15 protein-coding genes are annotated in these 15505 nt (G+C 64.0%); 11 read left to right on the forward strand and 4 right to left on the reverse strand.

Going from position 1 to position 15505, the window contains the following annotated elements:
* The first annotated feature begins 6 nt into the window (after window positions 1–6).
* Window positions 7–867: a DUF932 domain-containing protein gene (locus tag NYP07_RS10940; RefSeq protein ID WP_268150274.1), complete on the forward strand. Its 861-nt coding sequence runs from the start codon at window positions 7–9 to the stop codon at window positions 865–867.
* Between the two features lie 107 nt (window positions 868–974).
* Complete coding sequence (locus NYP07_RS10945; protein WP_268150276.1) at window positions 975–1325, forward strand: hypothetical protein; 351 nt, start codon at window positions 975–977, stop codon at window positions 1323–1325.
* Window positions 1326–1337: 12 nt separating this feature from the next.
* On the opposite strand, the gene NYP07_RS10950 is transcribed toward NYP07_RS10945, so the two are convergent.
* From NYP07_RS10950 to NYP07_RS10960, 3 genes are read right to left on the reverse strand one after another with little or no spacing between them, the layout of a single operon-like run.
* The gene (locus tag NYP07_RS10950) at window positions 1338–1793 is read right to left on the reverse strand and encodes a hypothetical protein (RefSeq protein WP_268150278.1); all 456 of its coding nucleotides are present in this window, start codon (window positions 1791–1793) and stop codon (window positions 1338–1340) included.
* Complete coding sequence (stbB, locus tag NYP07_RS10955) at window positions 1790–2527, reverse strand: StbB family protein (protein ID WP_268150280.1); 738 nt, start codon at window positions 2525–2527, stop codon at window positions 1790–1792. Before stbB ends, NYP07_RS10950 begins: the two co-directional genes overlap by 4 nt.
* The gene (locus tag NYP07_RS10960; protein ID WP_268150282.1) at window positions 2524–2925 is read right to left on the reverse strand and encodes a hypothetical protein; all 402 of its coding nucleotides are present in this window, start codon (window positions 2923–2925) and stop codon (window positions 2524–2526) included. Before NYP07_RS10960 ends, stbB begins: the two co-directional genes overlap by 4 nt.
* A gap of 294 nt (window positions 2926–3219) precedes the next feature.
* On the opposite strand from NYP07_RS10960, the gene NYP07_RS10965 reads away from it, so the two are divergent.
* The 4 genes from NYP07_RS10965 to NYP07_RS10980 all read left to right on the forward strand — a co-directional run bounded on the left by NYP07_RS10965 (window position 3220) and on the right by NYP07_RS10980 (window position 6769).
* On the forward strand, window positions 3220–3819 hold the full coding sequence (locus tag NYP07_RS10965; protein ID WP_268150284.1) for a hypothetical protein: 600 nt from the start codon (window positions 3220–3222) through the stop codon (window positions 3817–3819).
* Entirely contained in the window at window positions 3804–4769 is a 966-nt protein-coding gene (locus tag NYP07_RS10970; protein WP_268150286.1) for a relaxase/mobilization nuclease domain-containing protein, read from the forward strand. The genes NYP07_RS10965 and NYP07_RS10970 overlap by 16 nt, the downstream gene beginning before the upstream one ends.
* 91 nt (window positions 4770–4860) lie before the next feature.
* Window positions 4861–5766, forward strand: a complete 906-nt coding sequence (locus NYP07_RS10975; protein ID WP_268150288.1) for a tyrosine-type recombinase/integrase — start codon at window positions 4861–4863, stop codon at window positions 5764–5766.
* Window positions 5767–5779: 13 nt separating this feature from the next.
* The gene (locus NYP07_RS10980; RefSeq protein WP_268150290.1) at window positions 5780–6769 is read left to right on the forward strand and encodes a D-alanine--D-alanine ligase family protein; all 990 of its coding nucleotides are present in this window, start codon (window positions 5780–5782) and stop codon (window positions 6767–6769) included.
* Here the strand turns inward: NYP07_RS10980 and NYP07_RS10985 are convergent.
* Window positions 6738–9251, reverse strand: coding sequence for a hypothetical protein (locus tag NYP07_RS10985; protein ID WP_268150292.1), 2514 nt, complete (start codon window positions 9249–9251; stop codon window positions 6738–6740). The genes NYP07_RS10980 and NYP07_RS10985 overlap by 32 nt on opposite strands.
* Before the next feature lie 247 nt (window positions 9252–9498).
* Here NYP07_RS10985 and NYP07_RS10990 point away from each other — a divergent pair, with 247 nt between their 5' ends.
* From NYP07_RS10990 to NYP07_RS11010, 5 genes are all read left to right on the forward strand, one after another.
* Window positions 9499–11229 carry an ATP-dependent nuclease gene (locus NYP07_RS10990; protein WP_268150294.1) on the forward strand — a complete coding sequence of 577 codons (1731 nt, stop codon included), beginning with the start codon at window positions 9499–9501 and terminating at the stop codon, window positions 11227–11229.
* Window positions 11219–12646, forward strand: coding sequence for a UvrD-helicase domain-containing protein (locus NYP07_RS10995; protein WP_268150296.1), 1428 nt, complete (start codon window positions 11219–11221; stop codon window positions 12644–12646). The genes NYP07_RS10990 and NYP07_RS10995 overlap by 11 nt, the downstream gene beginning before the upstream one ends.
* Window positions 12647–12877: 231 nt before the next feature.
* Window positions 12878–14365 carry a DUF3375 domain-containing protein gene (locus NYP07_RS11000; protein WP_268150298.1) on the forward strand — a complete coding sequence of 496 codons (1488 nt, stop codon included), beginning with the start codon at window positions 12878–12880 and terminating at the stop codon, window positions 14363–14365.
* Window positions 14352–15164 carry a DUF4194 domain-containing protein gene (locus NYP07_RS11005; protein WP_268150300.1) on the forward strand — a complete coding sequence of 271 codons (813 nt, stop codon included), beginning with the start codon at window positions 14352–14354 and terminating at the stop codon, window positions 15162–15164. Before NYP07_RS11000 ends, NYP07_RS11005 begins: the two co-directional genes overlap by 14 nt.
* Window positions 15161–15424, forward strand: coding sequence for an ATP-binding protein (locus tag NYP07_RS11010; protein ID WP_268150302.1), 264 nt, complete (start codon window positions 15161–15163; stop codon window positions 15422–15424). Before NYP07_RS11005 ends, NYP07_RS11010 begins: the two co-directional genes overlap by 4 nt.
* The last annotated feature ends 81 nt before the right edge of the window (window positions 15425–15505 follow it).

Below are 15505 nucleotides of genomic sequence, written 5' to 3' on the forward strand. Positions count from 1 at the left end.
TCCATCATGCATTCACCACTCGCTACCCGTTTCGACCAACGCACCGTGCGCGAGCTGCGCCGTGAGCAGCCGCTGGACGAGGACCAGATGCGCGCCGTGGCGCCGTCCATCTTCGCGCTCGGCAAGCATGTGAGCCGGTCCGACCGGTACACCTACATCCCGACCATCGATGTGCTGCGTGGCTTGCGCAAGGAAGGGTTTGAGCCCTATGCCGTGGTGCAGGGCGTCAGCCGCGTCCCGGGCAAGGCTGAGTTCACCAAGCACATGGTGCGCATGCGCCACGCGGGGCAGGTGAAGGCCCGGCCTGAGGCCAACGAGATCATCCTCATCAACAGCCACGACGGCGCCAGCTCGTACCAGATGCTGGCAGGCGTGTTCCGGTTCGTCTGCAGCAACGGGCTGGTGGTCGGCGACATCGTGGACGACATTCGCGTCCCGCACCGAGGCGACGTTCAACGCGACGTGATCGAGGGCGCGTTCCGGGTGCTGGAGGACTTCGAGACAGTCGATGCGCACGCCGACGCGATGAAGGCGCTTCAGCTGGAGCTGCCTGAACAGGTAGCGTTTGCTACCGCGGCGCTCGCTCTGCGTTTCGGCGAGCGGATCGACGAGGCAACCGGTGTGCAGCGGCCCGCGCCGATCACGGCACAGCAGCTCATCGAGCATCGCCGCGTCGAAGATGCGGGCAACAGCCTGTGGTCGACGTTTCAACGGGTGCAGGAGAATGTGATCCGCGGTGGCCAGCGCGGCCGCAGCGTTCAGGGACATCGCATGCACACGCGTCCGGTCAACAGCATCGACCGCGGCGTCAGCCTGAACCGCGCCGTGTGGATGCTGGCCGAGGAGATGCGCAAGCTCAAGGCTTGAGCGTGAGGCACCGGACCTGGCGTCGGGTCCGGTGTCACTTGGCCGCCCAGCCGTTGGGGATTGCTAGTAAGAGCGGCACCAGGGCCGCGCCGTATCCTGTGAGCGATATGCAAGAAGGACTGGAACAGGAAGACGATCGCCGAGAGGCCGCAGCGAAGGCCACCGGTGATCTGCACGCGATCGTGGAGGCAGTGCTCAAGTCACTTCCGCCGTCCAAACCATGGCAGCGGCAGCTGTTGCAGCACCTGCATGAGATCGATCGCACCATCAAGGTACTGCGGATGACCATCGCGCTGGAACGCGTGCCCAGCGAGGTGACGGACGCCAAGGAGCAGGTCCTCCTCACGCTCCGTGTTGCCAATCGCTATGTCGCGATGGGGCGGGCTGACTTTGGGACCAAGGCGGCGGTGCGGCTCGCTTACGAGATCGGTCAGCGGATCGACGTGACCGTCGCCTGAGTGCGCGGCAGCTCAGCTCGACTGCAAGTAGGCCACCAGGACACCCGTGATCAACGACGCGCAGATGGCCGTGGCGACGTGCGTCGCCCAGTTCCAGTTGGCGCCCCGCTGTGCGACTTCGGTTTGACTGCCATGCCGCGGTGGAGCGGTGGTCTCGCTTTGAATCAAAGCACGTAGCTCTTCGCGGATGGCCAGCATCTGGGCTTCGCCTGCTGACCTGATCGTCTCCTGCGTCTTCGTCGCGACGTGGCTGACCAAGTGGCGCTTGGACGCATCCACCAGGGCTGCGGTGCTCGCATCGAACGCTGCAGCCTTCGCCTCGACGCTCGCGCCCGCCTCGTTCAGTGCCGATGCGACGCGGTCCAATGCCGCGACCAGTGCGTCGACGCGGTCAAGCAGCGACGCGACCTCGCCCAGCGCCTCTGCGATCAGGGCATCCCGTGCCGAGGCTGGCGGTTCGTCGTTCATGCCTTCTTTGCGGCTCGGGGGAGTACCGAGGGCTCGGCGGCGAGGTGGAGCGCTGTGAAGCAGCTGTCCAGCTCGGGGAGAACACCGCAGGCCAGACGCTGGGTGGCGAGCTGTTGCGCCAGGTCGATCTTCGTCGGCGTATCCGGCGCCTTCGCGATGAGGGCCTTGTAGTCCGTCATGTCCGATGCCAGCTCCGACAGGCTCAACTTCGTCCTGCGCAAACGCGCGTAGATCTCGTTTTCTCGCAGCCTGCAGGCGGTATCGGCCGTGGCGATGGGGTGGTCGGCCAAGAAGGCCAGCAGGAGATAGAAGGCCTGGTCAACCGTCGTCCCCCGGTGGATCATGTTGAACAAGACCTTCAGCCGCTCAGGCTTCACGCCTAGCTGTGCGAGGTCCACCAGCGTGGCGATGGTGTCCTGTTGCTGCTTCACGGCGGGCACCGTGGGGACGATGAAGCAGTCGAAATCCTTGTGACTGCCGCTGTACTGCTGCATCAGGTCCAGCATGTCCTCGATGTTGCTGGCACCGATGTCCACCACGGCGCTGCTGACGGTCTGCAGGTACTCCTGCAACTCAGCAAACTGCCAGCCACGCAAGGCAGGGCCCTGCTCGGAGCCGGAATTGGCGCTTTCGATGGAGACCAGCTCGGCGCCCGGCATGCGCGGCAGCAGAAGGTGGCGGGCGATCGTCGTCTTGCCGACGTTGCCGGAGAAGTTGATCACTGCGACTTTCATGATTGCTCCTTGACTCGAATAAGCGGGTTGACGCACTGCGAGCGTCGAAATTCTTCTGCGACGTCCTTGCCTCTGCGATGCTCGGCGGGCTGAGGGGAGGGCGACTGCGACAGCTCGGCCCGGGCGGCGACATCCGTGCCGTACGGTCTGCGACAGGACCGGCCCACCTCTTGCGTTGCGCCGGCGGCATCCGTTTCGCGGGCATGGACGTCACGCAGCTTGCCGGCTTCGCGCTGAACCGTTCGGTTGCTGACGTCCACGCCGACTGCGGCGAGGGCGGCGCGGATCGCCTCGAACGTGTAGCCACGTGCTCTGAGCTGCCGGATCTCGGTGGAATAGCCCCGCGCCTTGCGAGTGCGTCTGCCTGGCGGTTCGGCGGGGTCGAGCTTGGTGGACATGGCGATCGTTGGGCGTTGGTTGAGCGGGCGTTGGGCGCTTTCTGGGCGGTCTTTGGTCACCTGTTAGGCGGTCTCGGGCGCTTTCTGCGCGCTGACTGCGCGGTCTCAGGCGGTTTTTGGTCATCTGCTCGAAGGCTAGGCGCGGAAAACGCCGGCCGACGCTCGTGATTCGGGACCGAATCACCACGGTCCGGGCCTGGTTTCCGGACCAATACTTGGTTCAGATGTGAGTGCAGAGATAGGCGGCCTGCCGCCGATTTCACAAGCGCTCCGCGGCCTCCTTTGCGTCGGCTTATGCACACCTCTCCGCATGACTTCGTCACCGTCGATATGCGCGGCCTGAAGGCCTCGCTGGTGACGTGCGCGGCGCAGCGGCGCGCCTCTGTGTCGACCGTCGTGCGCGCGGCCGTTGCGCGCGAGCTCGGCCTGGAAGCCGAGGGGGTGAGCCCCCTTCCGGACGACGCGAGCGGCGCTACGGACGATGGGGCCTGGACCAAGCTATCGATCCGTATGCCTCGAGGTGAAGCCGAGCGACTGGGCGCCGGCGCGCGCGCGGCCGGGCTGTCGAGGGGGGCCTACCTGGCCGGTCTAGTCGATCGCGTGCCGGTGCTGTTGACGGGGGGCAGGCCCGAATACATCGCGGCGCTCACCGCGTCATGTGCCGAGCTGTCAACGCTCAGCCGCAATGTTTACCAGCTAACGACGTTTCTCCGCGCTGGAGACGTACAGCAGGCCCTGATGTACCGGGAACTGCTCGACAGGCTCAGCGACGACGTTCGAAAGCATCTGCGACTGGCTGCACAGGCGCTGGCGGATCTGCGACCAGGACGCGGATCTGATGTTGCCGGGCGAACGACACGGCCTCAACGGAGCAGACGATGGGAAAAGGCGTGAACATTGATGGCATGTTGGTCACCTGGGGCGACCGACTCTTTTACCCAGGCAATCGCGTGGTCAAGGGAAGTCCGCCACCGAAATTGACCGGTGACGCGCTTCGCCGGCATGCGGCCGTGATCCGCCGCCGAATCGAGGCCACGGTGGTTCGACGCGCGCCGCAGGTGATGGTGAAGGTCACTGGCGGAGGTCGCGGCATGCGGGCTATCGCCGCGCACTTCCGCTACGTCAGCAGGAACGGCCGCCTCGACATCGAAGACGACCGTGGCGAGACTTTCAATGGCGCCCATGCAGTGCGTGCCCTGGCCGACGACTGGCGGTTCAGCGGTGGCCTGATCCCAGAGGAGGCCGCAGATGGTGGACAGCGAGAGGCGTTCAACATCATGCTGTCGATGCCCCGCGGGACGGACCCACTGGCCGTGCAGCGGGCGGCCCGCGAGTTCGCTCGATTCGAGCTGGCGGGCCACAAGTACGTGATGGTGCTGCACGACCATCAGGCCAATCCTCATGCCCATATCAGCGTGCGCGCGGAAGCGCGGGACGGCAGGCGGTTGAACCCAAGGAAGGCAGATCTGCATCGGTGGCGTGAGACATTTGCCGGAAAGTTGCGCGAGCTTGGCGTTGAGGCAGAGGCGTCCCGGCAAGCGGTTCGAGGGAGCCACCGTCGTCCCGAGGTTCTCTGGCGCATAAAGGCACGGGCTGAAGGTCGTGTGGATAGCCAGCTCCAGCATGTCGAGGGTCCTGCTCCTGCTGGATCACTCAGCGGCCGGTCGGCGCTGTGGCCCACTTGGCGCCTTATGGCGCTGGCGCTTGCGAGCTCCGGAGAAAGATCCGACGAGAGATTGGCAAGCGCCATCGAGCGTTTCGTCGATGCGCGCGGCCAGGTGGGGCTCGCGGTGGAGAAAATGCAACCTGCCGCTCAATGCTCCGTCGAGCCCCCGCGACGATAGTCGCCGCGGTCATGTGGCCGCGTTGAGTGAGGGCAAGACCTGACGCCAAGCCGCCACGACACTCGATCCTTTCAACATCGTTGGGGGTTCGATGAACCTGAAAGAAGCGAGCCGGCGGTTCCTGCTTCATTGTCAGTCTGCTGTCACCTTGTCTGAGTACACGCTGCGAGCCTACCGCAGCGACCTGGCCGATTGCGTGGCGTTCGTCGGTCCAAGGAAGTCGATCGCGTCCGTGCAGGCAGAGCAGTTGCGTGCTTACATCTTCGATCTGCGCTCGGTGCGCGAGCTCAAGGAAAGCACGATCAAGCGCAGACTCGCGACGATCAAGCTGCTCGTCAAATGGGCGCTCCACGAAGGGCGGCTCAAGGTGAATCCGTTCGATGCACTGAACGAGAAGATCCGGTTGCCGCGCAGACTTCCCAGAGCGCTCGATCGAGATGATTCCCGCCGCTTGAGGAGAGCGGTCGATCCGGCCGCCGCCGGTACTGACTTCGACAGGATGCGGCGATCCGTGGCTGTCCAGCTCATGCTTGAAACCGGCATACGCGTGGGTGAACTCGTGTCGATTGCATGCCAGGATGTCTCCCTTGCCGACAAGGTCATCGTGATCCACGGCAAGGGCAACCGTCAGAGGCTGGTCTACCTATACAAGCCAGCGCTTTTGCGGGCGATCAGCCGCTACATTGCGCGGCGCTCGAGCATCGTAACGCGCCACGAAGAGCTCTTCCTTTCAGCGGTGGGCGCACCGCTGACGACGGCAGGGGTTCGGCGCGAGCTTCGTGAGCTGGCCGTTTCGGCAGGACTTGCCCGGCATGTCACGCCGCACATGCTCCGTCACACCTGCGCAACCTCTTGGCTGGAGTCGGGCTTGGACATCCGGTTTGTTCAGAAGCTGCTTGGTCACCACAGCATCTCCACTACCGAGATCTACACGCACGTGTCTGATCAAGGGCTGCGCGCCGCGCTGGAGCGGGTCAAGCAGGGGCGGTTTCGATAACTAGGAATTATCGATGCCTGCTTCTGGCTTTTCGTTCCGCGCTGTGGTGCTCATCGCGGACGCTTGGGATGAGGAGAACTCCGCAGCGCCAGTGCACCTGCGGCGCGACCTCGAGATGACAGACTCGGTCACGCTGCAAGCGTTGATCGGGGCCATCAGATCGTTGGGTATCGAGGTCACCTGCTACTCGGAGCCTGCGGCCTTGGCAGAGAATGCCCAAGAGCACCGAGACGACATCGTCCTGTCAATCTATGGCGGCCAGGACTCCCGCAACCGCATGGCGCTGGTACCCGCGGTCTGTGAGTGCTTCAACTTGCGCTTCATCGGACCTGACACCTACGGCCGGATCATTGCGCAGGACAAAGAGGTGTCGAAGCGGCTGGCGGTTGACTGTCAGCTCTTGACGCCGGCATGGCGCGTTGTGCGCACGCCCGCGGACCTCCCGTACATCGGTGGCCTCAACTTTCCTGTCGTCGTCAAGCCGATGCTTGAAGGCAGTTCGATCGGCATAACCCAGCGCAACATCGCTGCAGATCAAGAGGTCGCCGCTAGCTTGGCGCAGGAGCTGCTGGACACCTTCGCGCAGCCCGTGATCATCGAAGAGTTCGTGCCAGGCAGAGAAGTCGCCTACGCCAGGATAGAACACGCAGGGCCTGATGCCTGGGCCTACAGCGAAGTGGCGATTGATGGGGATCCAGATCACTTCCAAACCCGCCTGTTCGATGCCAACGAGAAGCTGACGCCCACCGTGGGACGCACAGTCCGAAACATCGACGCAGAGCTCTCGGACGAAGATCGCCGGGCGCTTGATGCCTTCCTGTCAGCCTACGGACCGTTCGGATACTGCCGCGTCGATGGACGCCTGGCCAACGGTCGATTCCATTTCCTCGAACTGACGCCGGATGCCTGGATCGCGCCGCGAGGCCAGTTTGCCCGCGGGTTCACCGAGAAAGGTTGGGACTACTCCAGCGTCATTGCGGCGGTGTTGGCCTCAGCTGGTTGATCCCCTCGAGATCGATCAGCCAGAGACTGAGATACAGCGGATGGAATTCGCGGGTGGCGAGGTGGTGCCAAGAGTCCGGCAGCTCGGTGGTCCTGCCGAAGCGGTACTCCCAATACGCCCTGTTCTGTAGCGGGAACGGCGCTCGGCTCTCGGGCCAGCGTAGTGTTTGGAGGGATCGATCTCCATACCCGAGCGCGGCGAGCACCTGCGCTGCGTTGAAGCAGACCTGCCAGTACACATCGACGCTAGCAAACCCGTGATCATCGAAGATGCGTAATGCAGCATCGACGCAGTCGATCGCTGCCGCGCTTTGCCCGGCACCGCAGTGTGCGATCGCGAGGTTGGTCAACACAGTGACCTCGCTGTAGTCGTCTCGCACGTAGCGGAGGGCCTCTGCGAGAACCTCGACGCAGCGGGGATAGTCCGGGCTGGGCGAAAGCAACTCCACGGCAGCAATGTTGTTGAGCAGCAGGTGGCGTCCGCGAACCTGTTTGGCCAGGATCTCACCGGCGGCATCGATCATGGCCCGTGCTCCTTCGAGATCGCCGGTCCGCGCAAGCAGGACTGCAGCCGCGGCTTGCGACGACGCGCACGACTTATCCATGCCGAACCGGGTGAACCAGGCGATGCTGGCTTGGATTCTCTTGATGCTGCCTTCGTTGTCTTCTGTGATCTCGTAGAACCGGTGCGCGAAGCCCAGCAGAGGACTTTGCTCGTAGGCGGGTTCTGCGATCGCGGCGGCCAGCAGAGCTCGCGCCGCGTCACACTCGCCTCGACAGCCAACGACAAGGGCTTCCACCAGCGCCGCGGCAAGCCGGACATCGTTCGATGCCGTACTTTCCCGGAGCCGCGCGGCGATCTGCAAGGCCTCGTCATGGCGACCGCATTCCTGCAAGGCGCAAGCACGCATTACATCGCTCGCCTGATCCGGCTTGGAGAGCATCGCCAGCAGACGCTCGGCGAGCTCGAAGTTGCCGACGTCGTAGGCCAGCGAGGCTGCCCAGTACAGCAGTCGGTCCTGCTCGGCGCCGTAGAGCGACGAATTGGCCGATATCGACGATGCCACGATCTCAGCGTAGAGGGACGGATCCTGCGCCCGCTCGATCTCACCAGAGAGTACGTCGGCGGCTCGACGCATTCCCACGGCGTCCTGCGTTCTGGCGCACAGGCGAAACACCTGACGGACTGCGAGGGAGAGTCCGGAGAGGGACCAGTCCGCGTCAAACACCTGCCGGCAGTAAAGGTCTCGAAGGGCACGCTCCGCTGCGGCCAGGAGCGCGGGGAATCCAGGCAGCTGGTGCAAAGCCTCAATGAGCGCCTCGACATGGATTCGATAGAACCCGTCGTGGGGCTCCAAGAAGCGATGAGTCTCGGCTAGCTCGCGCAACGCCTTCTGGACCTGCGCTGGTGAGGTTGCCGGCAGGACTGCCTGGGCTGCCTGCACGATCATGTCTTCCGAGATCGACTCCACATGCGCCAGACAGATGGCGAGCAGCAGCCGATGCTGTGACGGCAGGTTCCCCAGGTGAGTGGACAGGATCGAAGGCAGACTGCCCAGGGCCTGCTCGATCTGCAAGGGGTTTACTACGCGCTGGCCGATGCTGACGTGGAACTGAAGTTCGACCACCGAGTGCAGGTTTCCGTCCCAGCGGCCGTAGGCCTCAGGCGTCATCAAGAAGGTGGCGTCGACGCACGAACGGATCACCTGTTCGAGGTGCCGGTTATGCAAGGGATGCACTTCCACCAAACGGACGTTTCGACGCGTGGAGGATGCCCGCATCAGCAGCTTGCGGTGCGCGGGATCCAGCTCGCTTCCGGTCTCGGTCGTGTACTCGAGGATGATGTCGAGATCGGCATTCTCTTGGCTCCACTGCACCAGCGTGCGCATGCTCTGCGTGTCGCAATGCTGTGCCTCGCGGACCAGCAGCACAACGCGATGGTCGGCCAACACGGCGTCGACATACTCGCCGCAGATGGCCACCGCCTCCTTGCTGTCCGACGCGAGAAGCCGCATAGGCGCATAGGTTCCAACGGAGAAGGCGCGATTCACGTAGTCAAGCGCGATCTTGTACGCACTCTTGAAGCCAGGCGCGTCGGAGATCCAGTCTTCCTTCTTCTTGGCCTTGACCGTGCGCCAGCGCCGGCTCTCCAGGAATGCGGCCAGCGTGCCCCATGGTGCGCCCGTGGTTCCGGCCATCCGCGAGAGTTGCTCAGCGCAGCGCTGGATGAAGTAGCCGTTATGCAGGCGATGGGTGTCTGCATGAACCTGAATCTCGGGCTCCACCATGCAAAACAGCAGGTGCGGCAACTCGGTGCCACAGGTGACGACCAACTGATCGGTTAGCCGAGACTTGCCGCGCCCCGTTGGTCCGCAAAGGATAAGCAACGCGGGCGCCGGATTTTGAACGCGCCGCAAGGCCTCAACGAGGAGCCGGAGTTCTTCCCCGCGGTTGACGAAATCAGGACCCGCGCTGCTGCTCATAATTCCTAGTTATTGATTTCCCTTGCCGAAGCAGGCCCCTCCGGCCTGTCTTCAGGTCATGCAATTATCGGCGGACGGCAAGTTAGGGTGGGTTTGTCGGGACCCCGGTACTGCGGCCAGACGGCGTGCGTGTGATCAGCCAGCAACGGCGGCGGCCTGTGCCGTACGTTCGCCGGCTTTCTGAACGCTCCTCTCCGGCTCAGAGGTCGCATACTGTGCGAAAACGACCAGGAATCTGGGGAGGAGCATGGCGCGCATCCGTCGGCTGGAAATCCGCAACTTTCGCTCGATTAAGTCGCTCGATTGGGCGCCTTCGGCGGGCATCAACTGCCTAATCGGTCCGGGCGACAGTGGCAAGTCGACTATCCTGGACGCCATCGACTTATGCCTGGGTGCGCGGCGCAGCGTTGGCATCGCTGACACGGACTTCTATGGGCTTGCCGTCACCGAGCCCATCGTCATCACAGTGACCCTGGGCGGCCTGTCGGACGAGTTGTTGAGCCTTGAGGCCTACGGCGAGTTTCTGCGGGGGCATGACGCTGCGACCGGGCAGATCGAGCCCGAGCCCAGAGCCGACATTGAGACCGCGTTGACGCTGCGCCTCGAGGTAGGCGCGGACCTGGAGCCGTCGTGGCAGCTGTACTCGGAGAGGGCGCAAGAGCAAGGGCTGGAACGCGGTCTCGCCTGGAAGCATCGCGCAGCGCTGGCTCCCGCTCGCATCGGCAACTACGCGAGCACTCATTTGTCCTGGAGCCGTAGCTCTGTGCTCAATAGGTTGACTGACGAACGCCCCGATCTGGGCGCCGAGTTGGCTCGTGCAGCTCGGGACGCGAGGACAGGGTTCGGCAACCAGGCCGGTGCGCAGTTTGCGGAGACTCTTCAGGTCGTGACGCGCACCGCCACTGCATTGGGTGTGCCGGTGGGCCAGGCCCAGGCCATGTTGGACGCGCATGCGGTCTCTATTGGCGATGGTGCGATCGCGTTGCACAGCCAGGCCGGCATCCCGCTGCGCTCGCTCGGGACAGGCTCGGCACGATTGCTCATGGCCGGGCTGCAACGCGAGGCCGCTCAGGCGGCCACCATCGCACTCGTGGACGAGGTCGAATTCGGACTGGAGCCTCACCGGCTCAAGCGCTTGCTGGATTCCTTGGGGGCCAAGGACGCGAACCTGCCCCTTCAGGTATTCATGACCACGCACTCGCCCGTTTCGCTGCGCGAGCTTTCCGGGAATCAGCTGTTCATCGTGAGGCGCGAAGGTGAGCGCCATGTAGTCCGACCAGCGGGCGTGACCGATCAGGTCCAAGGCATCCTACGCGCGGACCCGGAAGCCTTCCTGGCGAAGTCCATCCTGGTCTGCGAGGGGGCCAGTGAAATCGGACTGGCGCGGGGCATCGACCAGTATGGCGTGGAGGATCACAACCAGACCTCGTTCTTCGCGCTCGGCGGTGCGTACGTCAACGCGGGCGGCAGCACGCCCGACCTGTGTCTGGAGAAGGCGCTCGTCATGCGCCGACTGGGCTACGACGTGGCTGCGTTCATCGATGCAGACAAGGCGCCCACGCCGGCGCTCCTTGCGACGCTTGCCGCCGAGGGTGTAGTCCTGCTCATGTGGCGAACGGGTCGCGCATTGGAGGACGAGCTGTTCATCAGCATGTCGGACGCCGCGATCGATTCTCTGCTGCACTACGCCATCGAACGCATCGGCCGCGACGGCGTGGCCGAGCACATTCGGTCAAAGTCCGAGGGACAGCGGACCCTCGAAGCCATCGAGGGCGAACGGGCGGCGCAGGGTGTCTATGCAGCGCCGACGCGCGAGCTTCTGGGGCGCGCGGCCCGCGTCAGCAAGAATGGCTGGTTCAAGTCCGTCTCCGCCTACCAACATGTCGGCCGCAGGATCGTCGGACCACAACTGCAGAACGCGGAACCTGGATTCGTCGACGTAATGAATCGGCTGTGGGCATGGACCCATGCCGCCTGAACTCGATCTGTTCGGGGTGGTGCGCGGTTCGGTCACTGCGCCGGCGGGTTGCGGCAAGACGCAGCTGATCGCCGACACGCTTGCCACGCACACGGGCAGCAAGCCCATCCTGGTCTTGACTCACACCAATGCTGGTGTCGCGGCATTGCGGGCGCGTATGGCCAGAGCGGCCATCCCCAGCTTGGCCTACCGAATCTCGACGATCGACGGGTTTGCGATGAGGCTTGCGCGGCAGTTTCCGCTGCGCAGTGGCCTTCCTGCCCAGACGCTGGAACTCGCCAATCCCGGCCAGGACTATCCAGCGATTCGAGAAGCAGCGGCCAACCTGCTGCAGGCCGGACACATCAACGCGCCGCTGCGTGCCACGTACGCAAGGCTTTTGGTCGACGAATACCAGGACTGCAATGCCGCGCAACACCGCCTGGTAGCCTGGGCCGCGGATAGCCTGCCGACGTGTGTGCTCGGCGACCCTATGCAGGCGATTTTCGGGTTCGGCGGCAATCGCCTGGTCAACTGGCAAGCCGATGTCGAGACGCAGTTTCCTCCGGTCGGCATGCTGCAGACGCCGTGGCGGTGGCGGCTGGCCGGCACCGAGGATCTGGGGCAATGGCTACTGAACGCCCGCGCGCAGCTTCAAGCTGGACAGTCCGTGGACCTGCACGGAGCACCAGCTGAAGTGCAATGGGTGCCGCTGGACGCAGCGACGGCCGAAGAGCAGCGCCGGGCCGCAGCAAGGACACGTGGGCGCAACGCGCAGGACAGCGTGCTCATCATCGGCGACGCGATGAATGTCCGCGGGCGCTACCAGTTGACGAGCCAGACGCCCGGTGCGACGGTTGTTGAGCGCGTCGACCTTGTCGAGTTCATCGAGTTCGCGCGAACATTCGACCCCGCCGGAGCCGACCCGTTGAGGCAAGTGGTCGAGTTCGCAGCGAGCCTGATGACCGGAGTCGGTGCGGCCGCGCTACTGCAACGTGTGCAGGTTCTGCAGCACGGCAGGCCTCGCAATCCGCCGACACCTATCGAAGCTGCAGCCGTGGCGTTCGCGCGAGCTCCCAGTGTTGCCGAGGCCTCTGGTTTGTTACAGACCTTCGCCCGGCAGCCGGGGACCCATGTCTACCGTCCAGAAGTCCTGCGCTGCTGCCAGACCGCGATGCAGGCGGCCGCTCGTGGCGCTTGCACTTTGCACGCTGCGGCCATCCAGGCGCGCGAGCGGCAGCGTCACATGAGTCGGCCGGTTGCGCGACGGGCTGTTGGCAGCACCTTGTTGCTCAAAGGGTTGGAGGCTGATGTCGCGGTTGTTCTCGAGCCCCAGGCCATGACGGCCCAACACCTCTACGTTGCGCTGACGCGAGGCGCGCGCCAGATCGTGGTGTGCTCGCCCACCAGCATCCTGACGCCGCGTGCGGGCGGCTGAAGTCATGGTTCAAGGAGGCGCATTTGATGGGGATGGCTCAAGTATTGAGCCGCGCAGGCTGGCGTTACGCGGCCAGGTCGATTCAAAGGGTTCTCCCTCATTGGATGCTTAACATTTTTGAGCTTCCCTCCCCCGAGATGGCTCATCCCATGAGCCATCTCGCCCCCAATATTCGGGGACCCGTTTAGCGCGCCGCATTCACGCTTCAATGTTTGGATTGAGCTGCCAAGAATGAGTGAAGCATCTACCGTTGCGCAGTATCAGGATCTCAAGCGACTGAGGGACGCTGCCGCATGGAAGCTGCTTGGCGCCGATACCGCGCCGCTCATCTGCACCAGCCTTCTCAGCCTCTTCCCGACCACCGGTAGTCGCCAGCTCAGCGCCGCAGTTCTGCACGCGAAGATGGATCTGGTCCTTGAGGGGCTTCGATCGGCCGGTGTCGAGCCTACTCAGTCGGCACAAGGCTACGCGTCGGACTGGGTGTCGAACGGATGGTTGCGCCGCGACTTCCCGCAGGGCGCTCAGGAAGAGCACTACAGCTTGACCGTGGCGGCGGGCAGTGCGTTGCGCATCGTCGACGGATGGCGCCCCAACGTGACCGATGGTGCCGGCGGTGTCCGGCTCGAGAGCCGCTTGGCGTCTGTGCGGTCTTTGATGCGCGAACTCGACCATCTCACGGACGACAACCCGAAGGCTCGGCTAGCTTCCTTGTACGCAGAAAAGGCGGCCATCGAGTACCGGATTCAGGAGGCCGAGGCAGGACGGATTGCATCGATCGATGAGGACAGGGCGGTTGAACGCGCCAGGGAAATCGTTGCCCAGGCCGATCAGCTACTTGGCGATTTCGACCGTGTCAGGGATCAGTTCGAGATCATCCATCTGGATCTGCGCAAACGGCTGCTTCAGCATGAAGGCTCGCGCCGCGAGCTCGTTGAACAGCTGTTGGACGGCATCGACATCATCCGAGAGACGGACGCCGGCCGGGCGTTTCAAGCGTTCTGGACGCTGCTGCTGGACGCTTCGGAGGTCAGCCTCTTCGAGGAGACCTCACGTGCCTTGGCGAGCCGGCCGTTCGCATCGAAGCTCTCGTTCGACGAGAGGCTGTCTCTGGAGACGCTCAAGGCGAGGCTGTTGGCCCAGGCAACCGATGTCCATGAGGTTCGCGGCCGCTTCGTCTCGGGGTTGCATGCCTACGTTCGGAGCCGCGAGTACGCGGAGCAGCGCCGGATCATGCAGCTCGTCAGCCAGGCGCATCGCGCCGCTACGGCCCTGGTGGGCAGCGTTCGACCGAACGAGGATGTCGGCCTCAATTTCGATCGCACCAGCGCCGCAGTGCGTTCGTTGTCCCAATGGGTGCTCCACGACCCGGAGGCCGCGGCCGTGGCGCCGCGAATCGAGGACCATGTGCCCGAGCTGGCGTCCCCGGAAGAGCTCCGCCACATGGTGCTGCGGGCAGAGGTGGACATGCGCTCGATCAAGGCGAACGTTCGCGAGTATTTGAGCGCGGTCGGCCGGGCAACAACTGGCGACCTCCTCAATGCCTATCCGGCGACCCAAGGGCTCGGCAGCGTCCTGGGGTATCTGCAACTGGCGGTCAAGCATGGGCAGGCGGAGCCGGAGCGGGAGCTTTTGGAGTGGACCGGTATGGACGGAACGGCGCGGGCCGCCTGGACGGCTCGGTATGTCATGACTTCAGGGTGCATCGATGCCATCAAGTGAGAACCCAGACCCCGTCGCGCCGGTAGAGATTCCGCTATTTCTCCGCAAGCGTGAAGTTCCGCCGGAGCCGGCGCCGGAGGTTTCGGAGGAAGACGACGAAGACGACTTCGCCGAGACACGGGACTTGGTCCTTGACTCGGAACTCTCCGGCGCCCAGGACACCTTGGACGCTTCTCCGTTGGCATCCGATCGGGTGCTGTTCCCTGGCGACTGTGGTGAGCTGAAAGGTGAGACCAGACGCGCGCTCGTTGCGCTGCTCGCCGGTCCGAGCGTCGATGGCGAGCGCCAGCCCAAATTGTGGCGGGTTCTCAAGCGTGACGAGGCCGTGCTGCGCTCGCGCCTGAGCGATCTGTTTCTCGAACTGGCGGTGGACGACGAGAACCAGACCGCGTTCGTCCGACAGGTTGCGCAGCATGGCGAGACCGACATCCCGATCTTGCTTCGGCGGCAGCCGCTGACGTTCTTGCAGTCGGCAGGTTTATTGATCCTGCGCGCGGCGCTGGCGAGTTCCTCGGCCGCCGGACAGCGCGCCGTGGTGGGCGGTGCTGAACTCATTGCAGACCTTGCTGCCTACGAGGATCCGGCTAAGAGCGACAAGGCACGTTTTGCCAAGCAGTGCTCCGCAGTTGTGGAGGCCCTGAAGAGGGTGAGCGTCCTTCGCCCCATACCAGGAAGCGCAGATCGCTACGAGGTGTCGCCGACGCTGGCCCTCTTGGTCTCAGCCGAGCAACTCGAGGCGTTCACGCGTACCTACGAACGACTGAAGCAGCAACGCTGCGCTCCGGGATCTCAGGGATGAGCAGGATTGACGACGTGATGCGGCAGATCGAGGCCGATGATCAGGAGCCTTCGGTAACTTCGACTCCGGAGATGCCTCAGGCCGCCCTCGAGCAAGAGTGGAGCAGGCAATTCCGACTGAGCCGCATCCAGATCAAGGACTGGGGCACGTATCACGGCCTTCTCACCTTGAACGTGCCGGAGAAAGGGCAGCTGTTTGTCGGCCATTCCGGGTCAGGCAAGTTGAATCGCCCCGGGTTTCGAGGAGGCTCAACACTCTGAGAGGATTGAGCCATGAGCAAGTCGAACAAGTTCTCGCCCGAGGTGCGTGAGCGTGCGGTGAGGATGGTGCAGGAGCACCGA

The sequence above is a fragment of the Pelomonas aquatica genome (assembly GCF_026712205.1).
GTDB classification, from domain to species: domain Bacteria; phylum Pseudomonadota; class Gammaproteobacteria; order Burkholderiales; family Burkholderiaceae_C; genus Pelomonas; species Pelomonas aquatica.

Bases quoted from the DNA above. Each gene is read 5' to 3' on its own strand.
- NYP07_RS10965 (WP_268150284.1), top strand. From the start codon at position 3,220: ATGCACACCTCTCCGCATGACTTCGTCACCGTCGATATGCGCGGCCTG.
- NYP07_RS10950 (WP_268150278.1), bottom strand. From the start codon at position 1,793: ATGAACGACGAACCGCCAGCCTCGGCACGGGATGCCCTGATCGCAGAG.
- NYP07_RS10990 (WP_268150294.1), top strand. From the start codon at position 9,499: ATGGCGCGCATCCGTCGGCTGGAAATCCGCAACTTTCGCTCGATTAAG.
- NYP07_RS10945 (WP_268150276.1), top strand. From the start codon at position 975: ATGCAAGAAGGACTGGAACAGGAAGACGATCGCCGAGAGGCCGCAGCG.
- NYP07_RS10940 (WP_268150274.1), top strand. From the start codon at position 7: ATGCATTCACCACTCGCTACCCGTTTCGACCAACGCACCGTGCGCGAG.
- NYP07_RS10995 (WP_268150296.1), top strand. From the start codon at position 11,219: ATGCCGCCTGAACTCGATCTGTTCGGGGTGGTGCGCGGTTCGGTCACT.
- NYP07_RS10980 (WP_268150290.1), top strand. From the start codon at position 5,780: ATGCCTGCTTCTGGCTTTTCGTTCCGCGCTGTGGTGCTCATCGCGGAC.
- NYP07_RS11000 (WP_268150298.1), top strand. From the start codon at position 12,878: ATGAGTGAAGCATCTACCGTTGCGCAGTATCAGGATCTCAAGCGACTG.
- NYP07_RS11010 (WP_268150302.1), top strand. From the start codon at position 15,161: ATGAGCAGGATTGACGACGTGATGCGGCAGATCGAGGCCGATGATCAG.
- NYP07_RS10960 (WP_268150282.1), bottom strand. From the start codon at position 2,925: ATGTCCACCAAGCTCGACCCCGCCGAACCGCCAGGCAGACGCACTCGC.
- NYP07_RS10970 (WP_268150286.1), top strand. From the start codon at position 3,804: ATGGGAAAAGGCGTGAACATTGATGGCATGTTGGTCACCTGGGGCGAC.
- NYP07_RS10985 (WP_268150292.1), bottom strand. From the start codon at position 9,251: ATGAGCAGCAGCGCGGGTCCTGATTTCGTCAACCGCGGGGAAGAACTC.
- NYP07_RS11005 (WP_268150300.1), top strand. From the start codon at position 14,352: ATGCCATCAAGTGAGAACCCAGACCCCGTCGCGCCGGTAGAGATTCCG.
- NYP07_RS10975 (WP_268150288.1), top strand. From the start codon at position 4,861: ATGAACCTGAAAGAAGCGAGCCGGCGGTTCCTGCTTCATTGTCAGTCT.
- stbB (WP_268150280.1), bottom strand. From the start codon at position 2,527: ATGAAAGTCGCAGTGATCAACTTCTCCGGCAACGTCGGCAAGACGACG.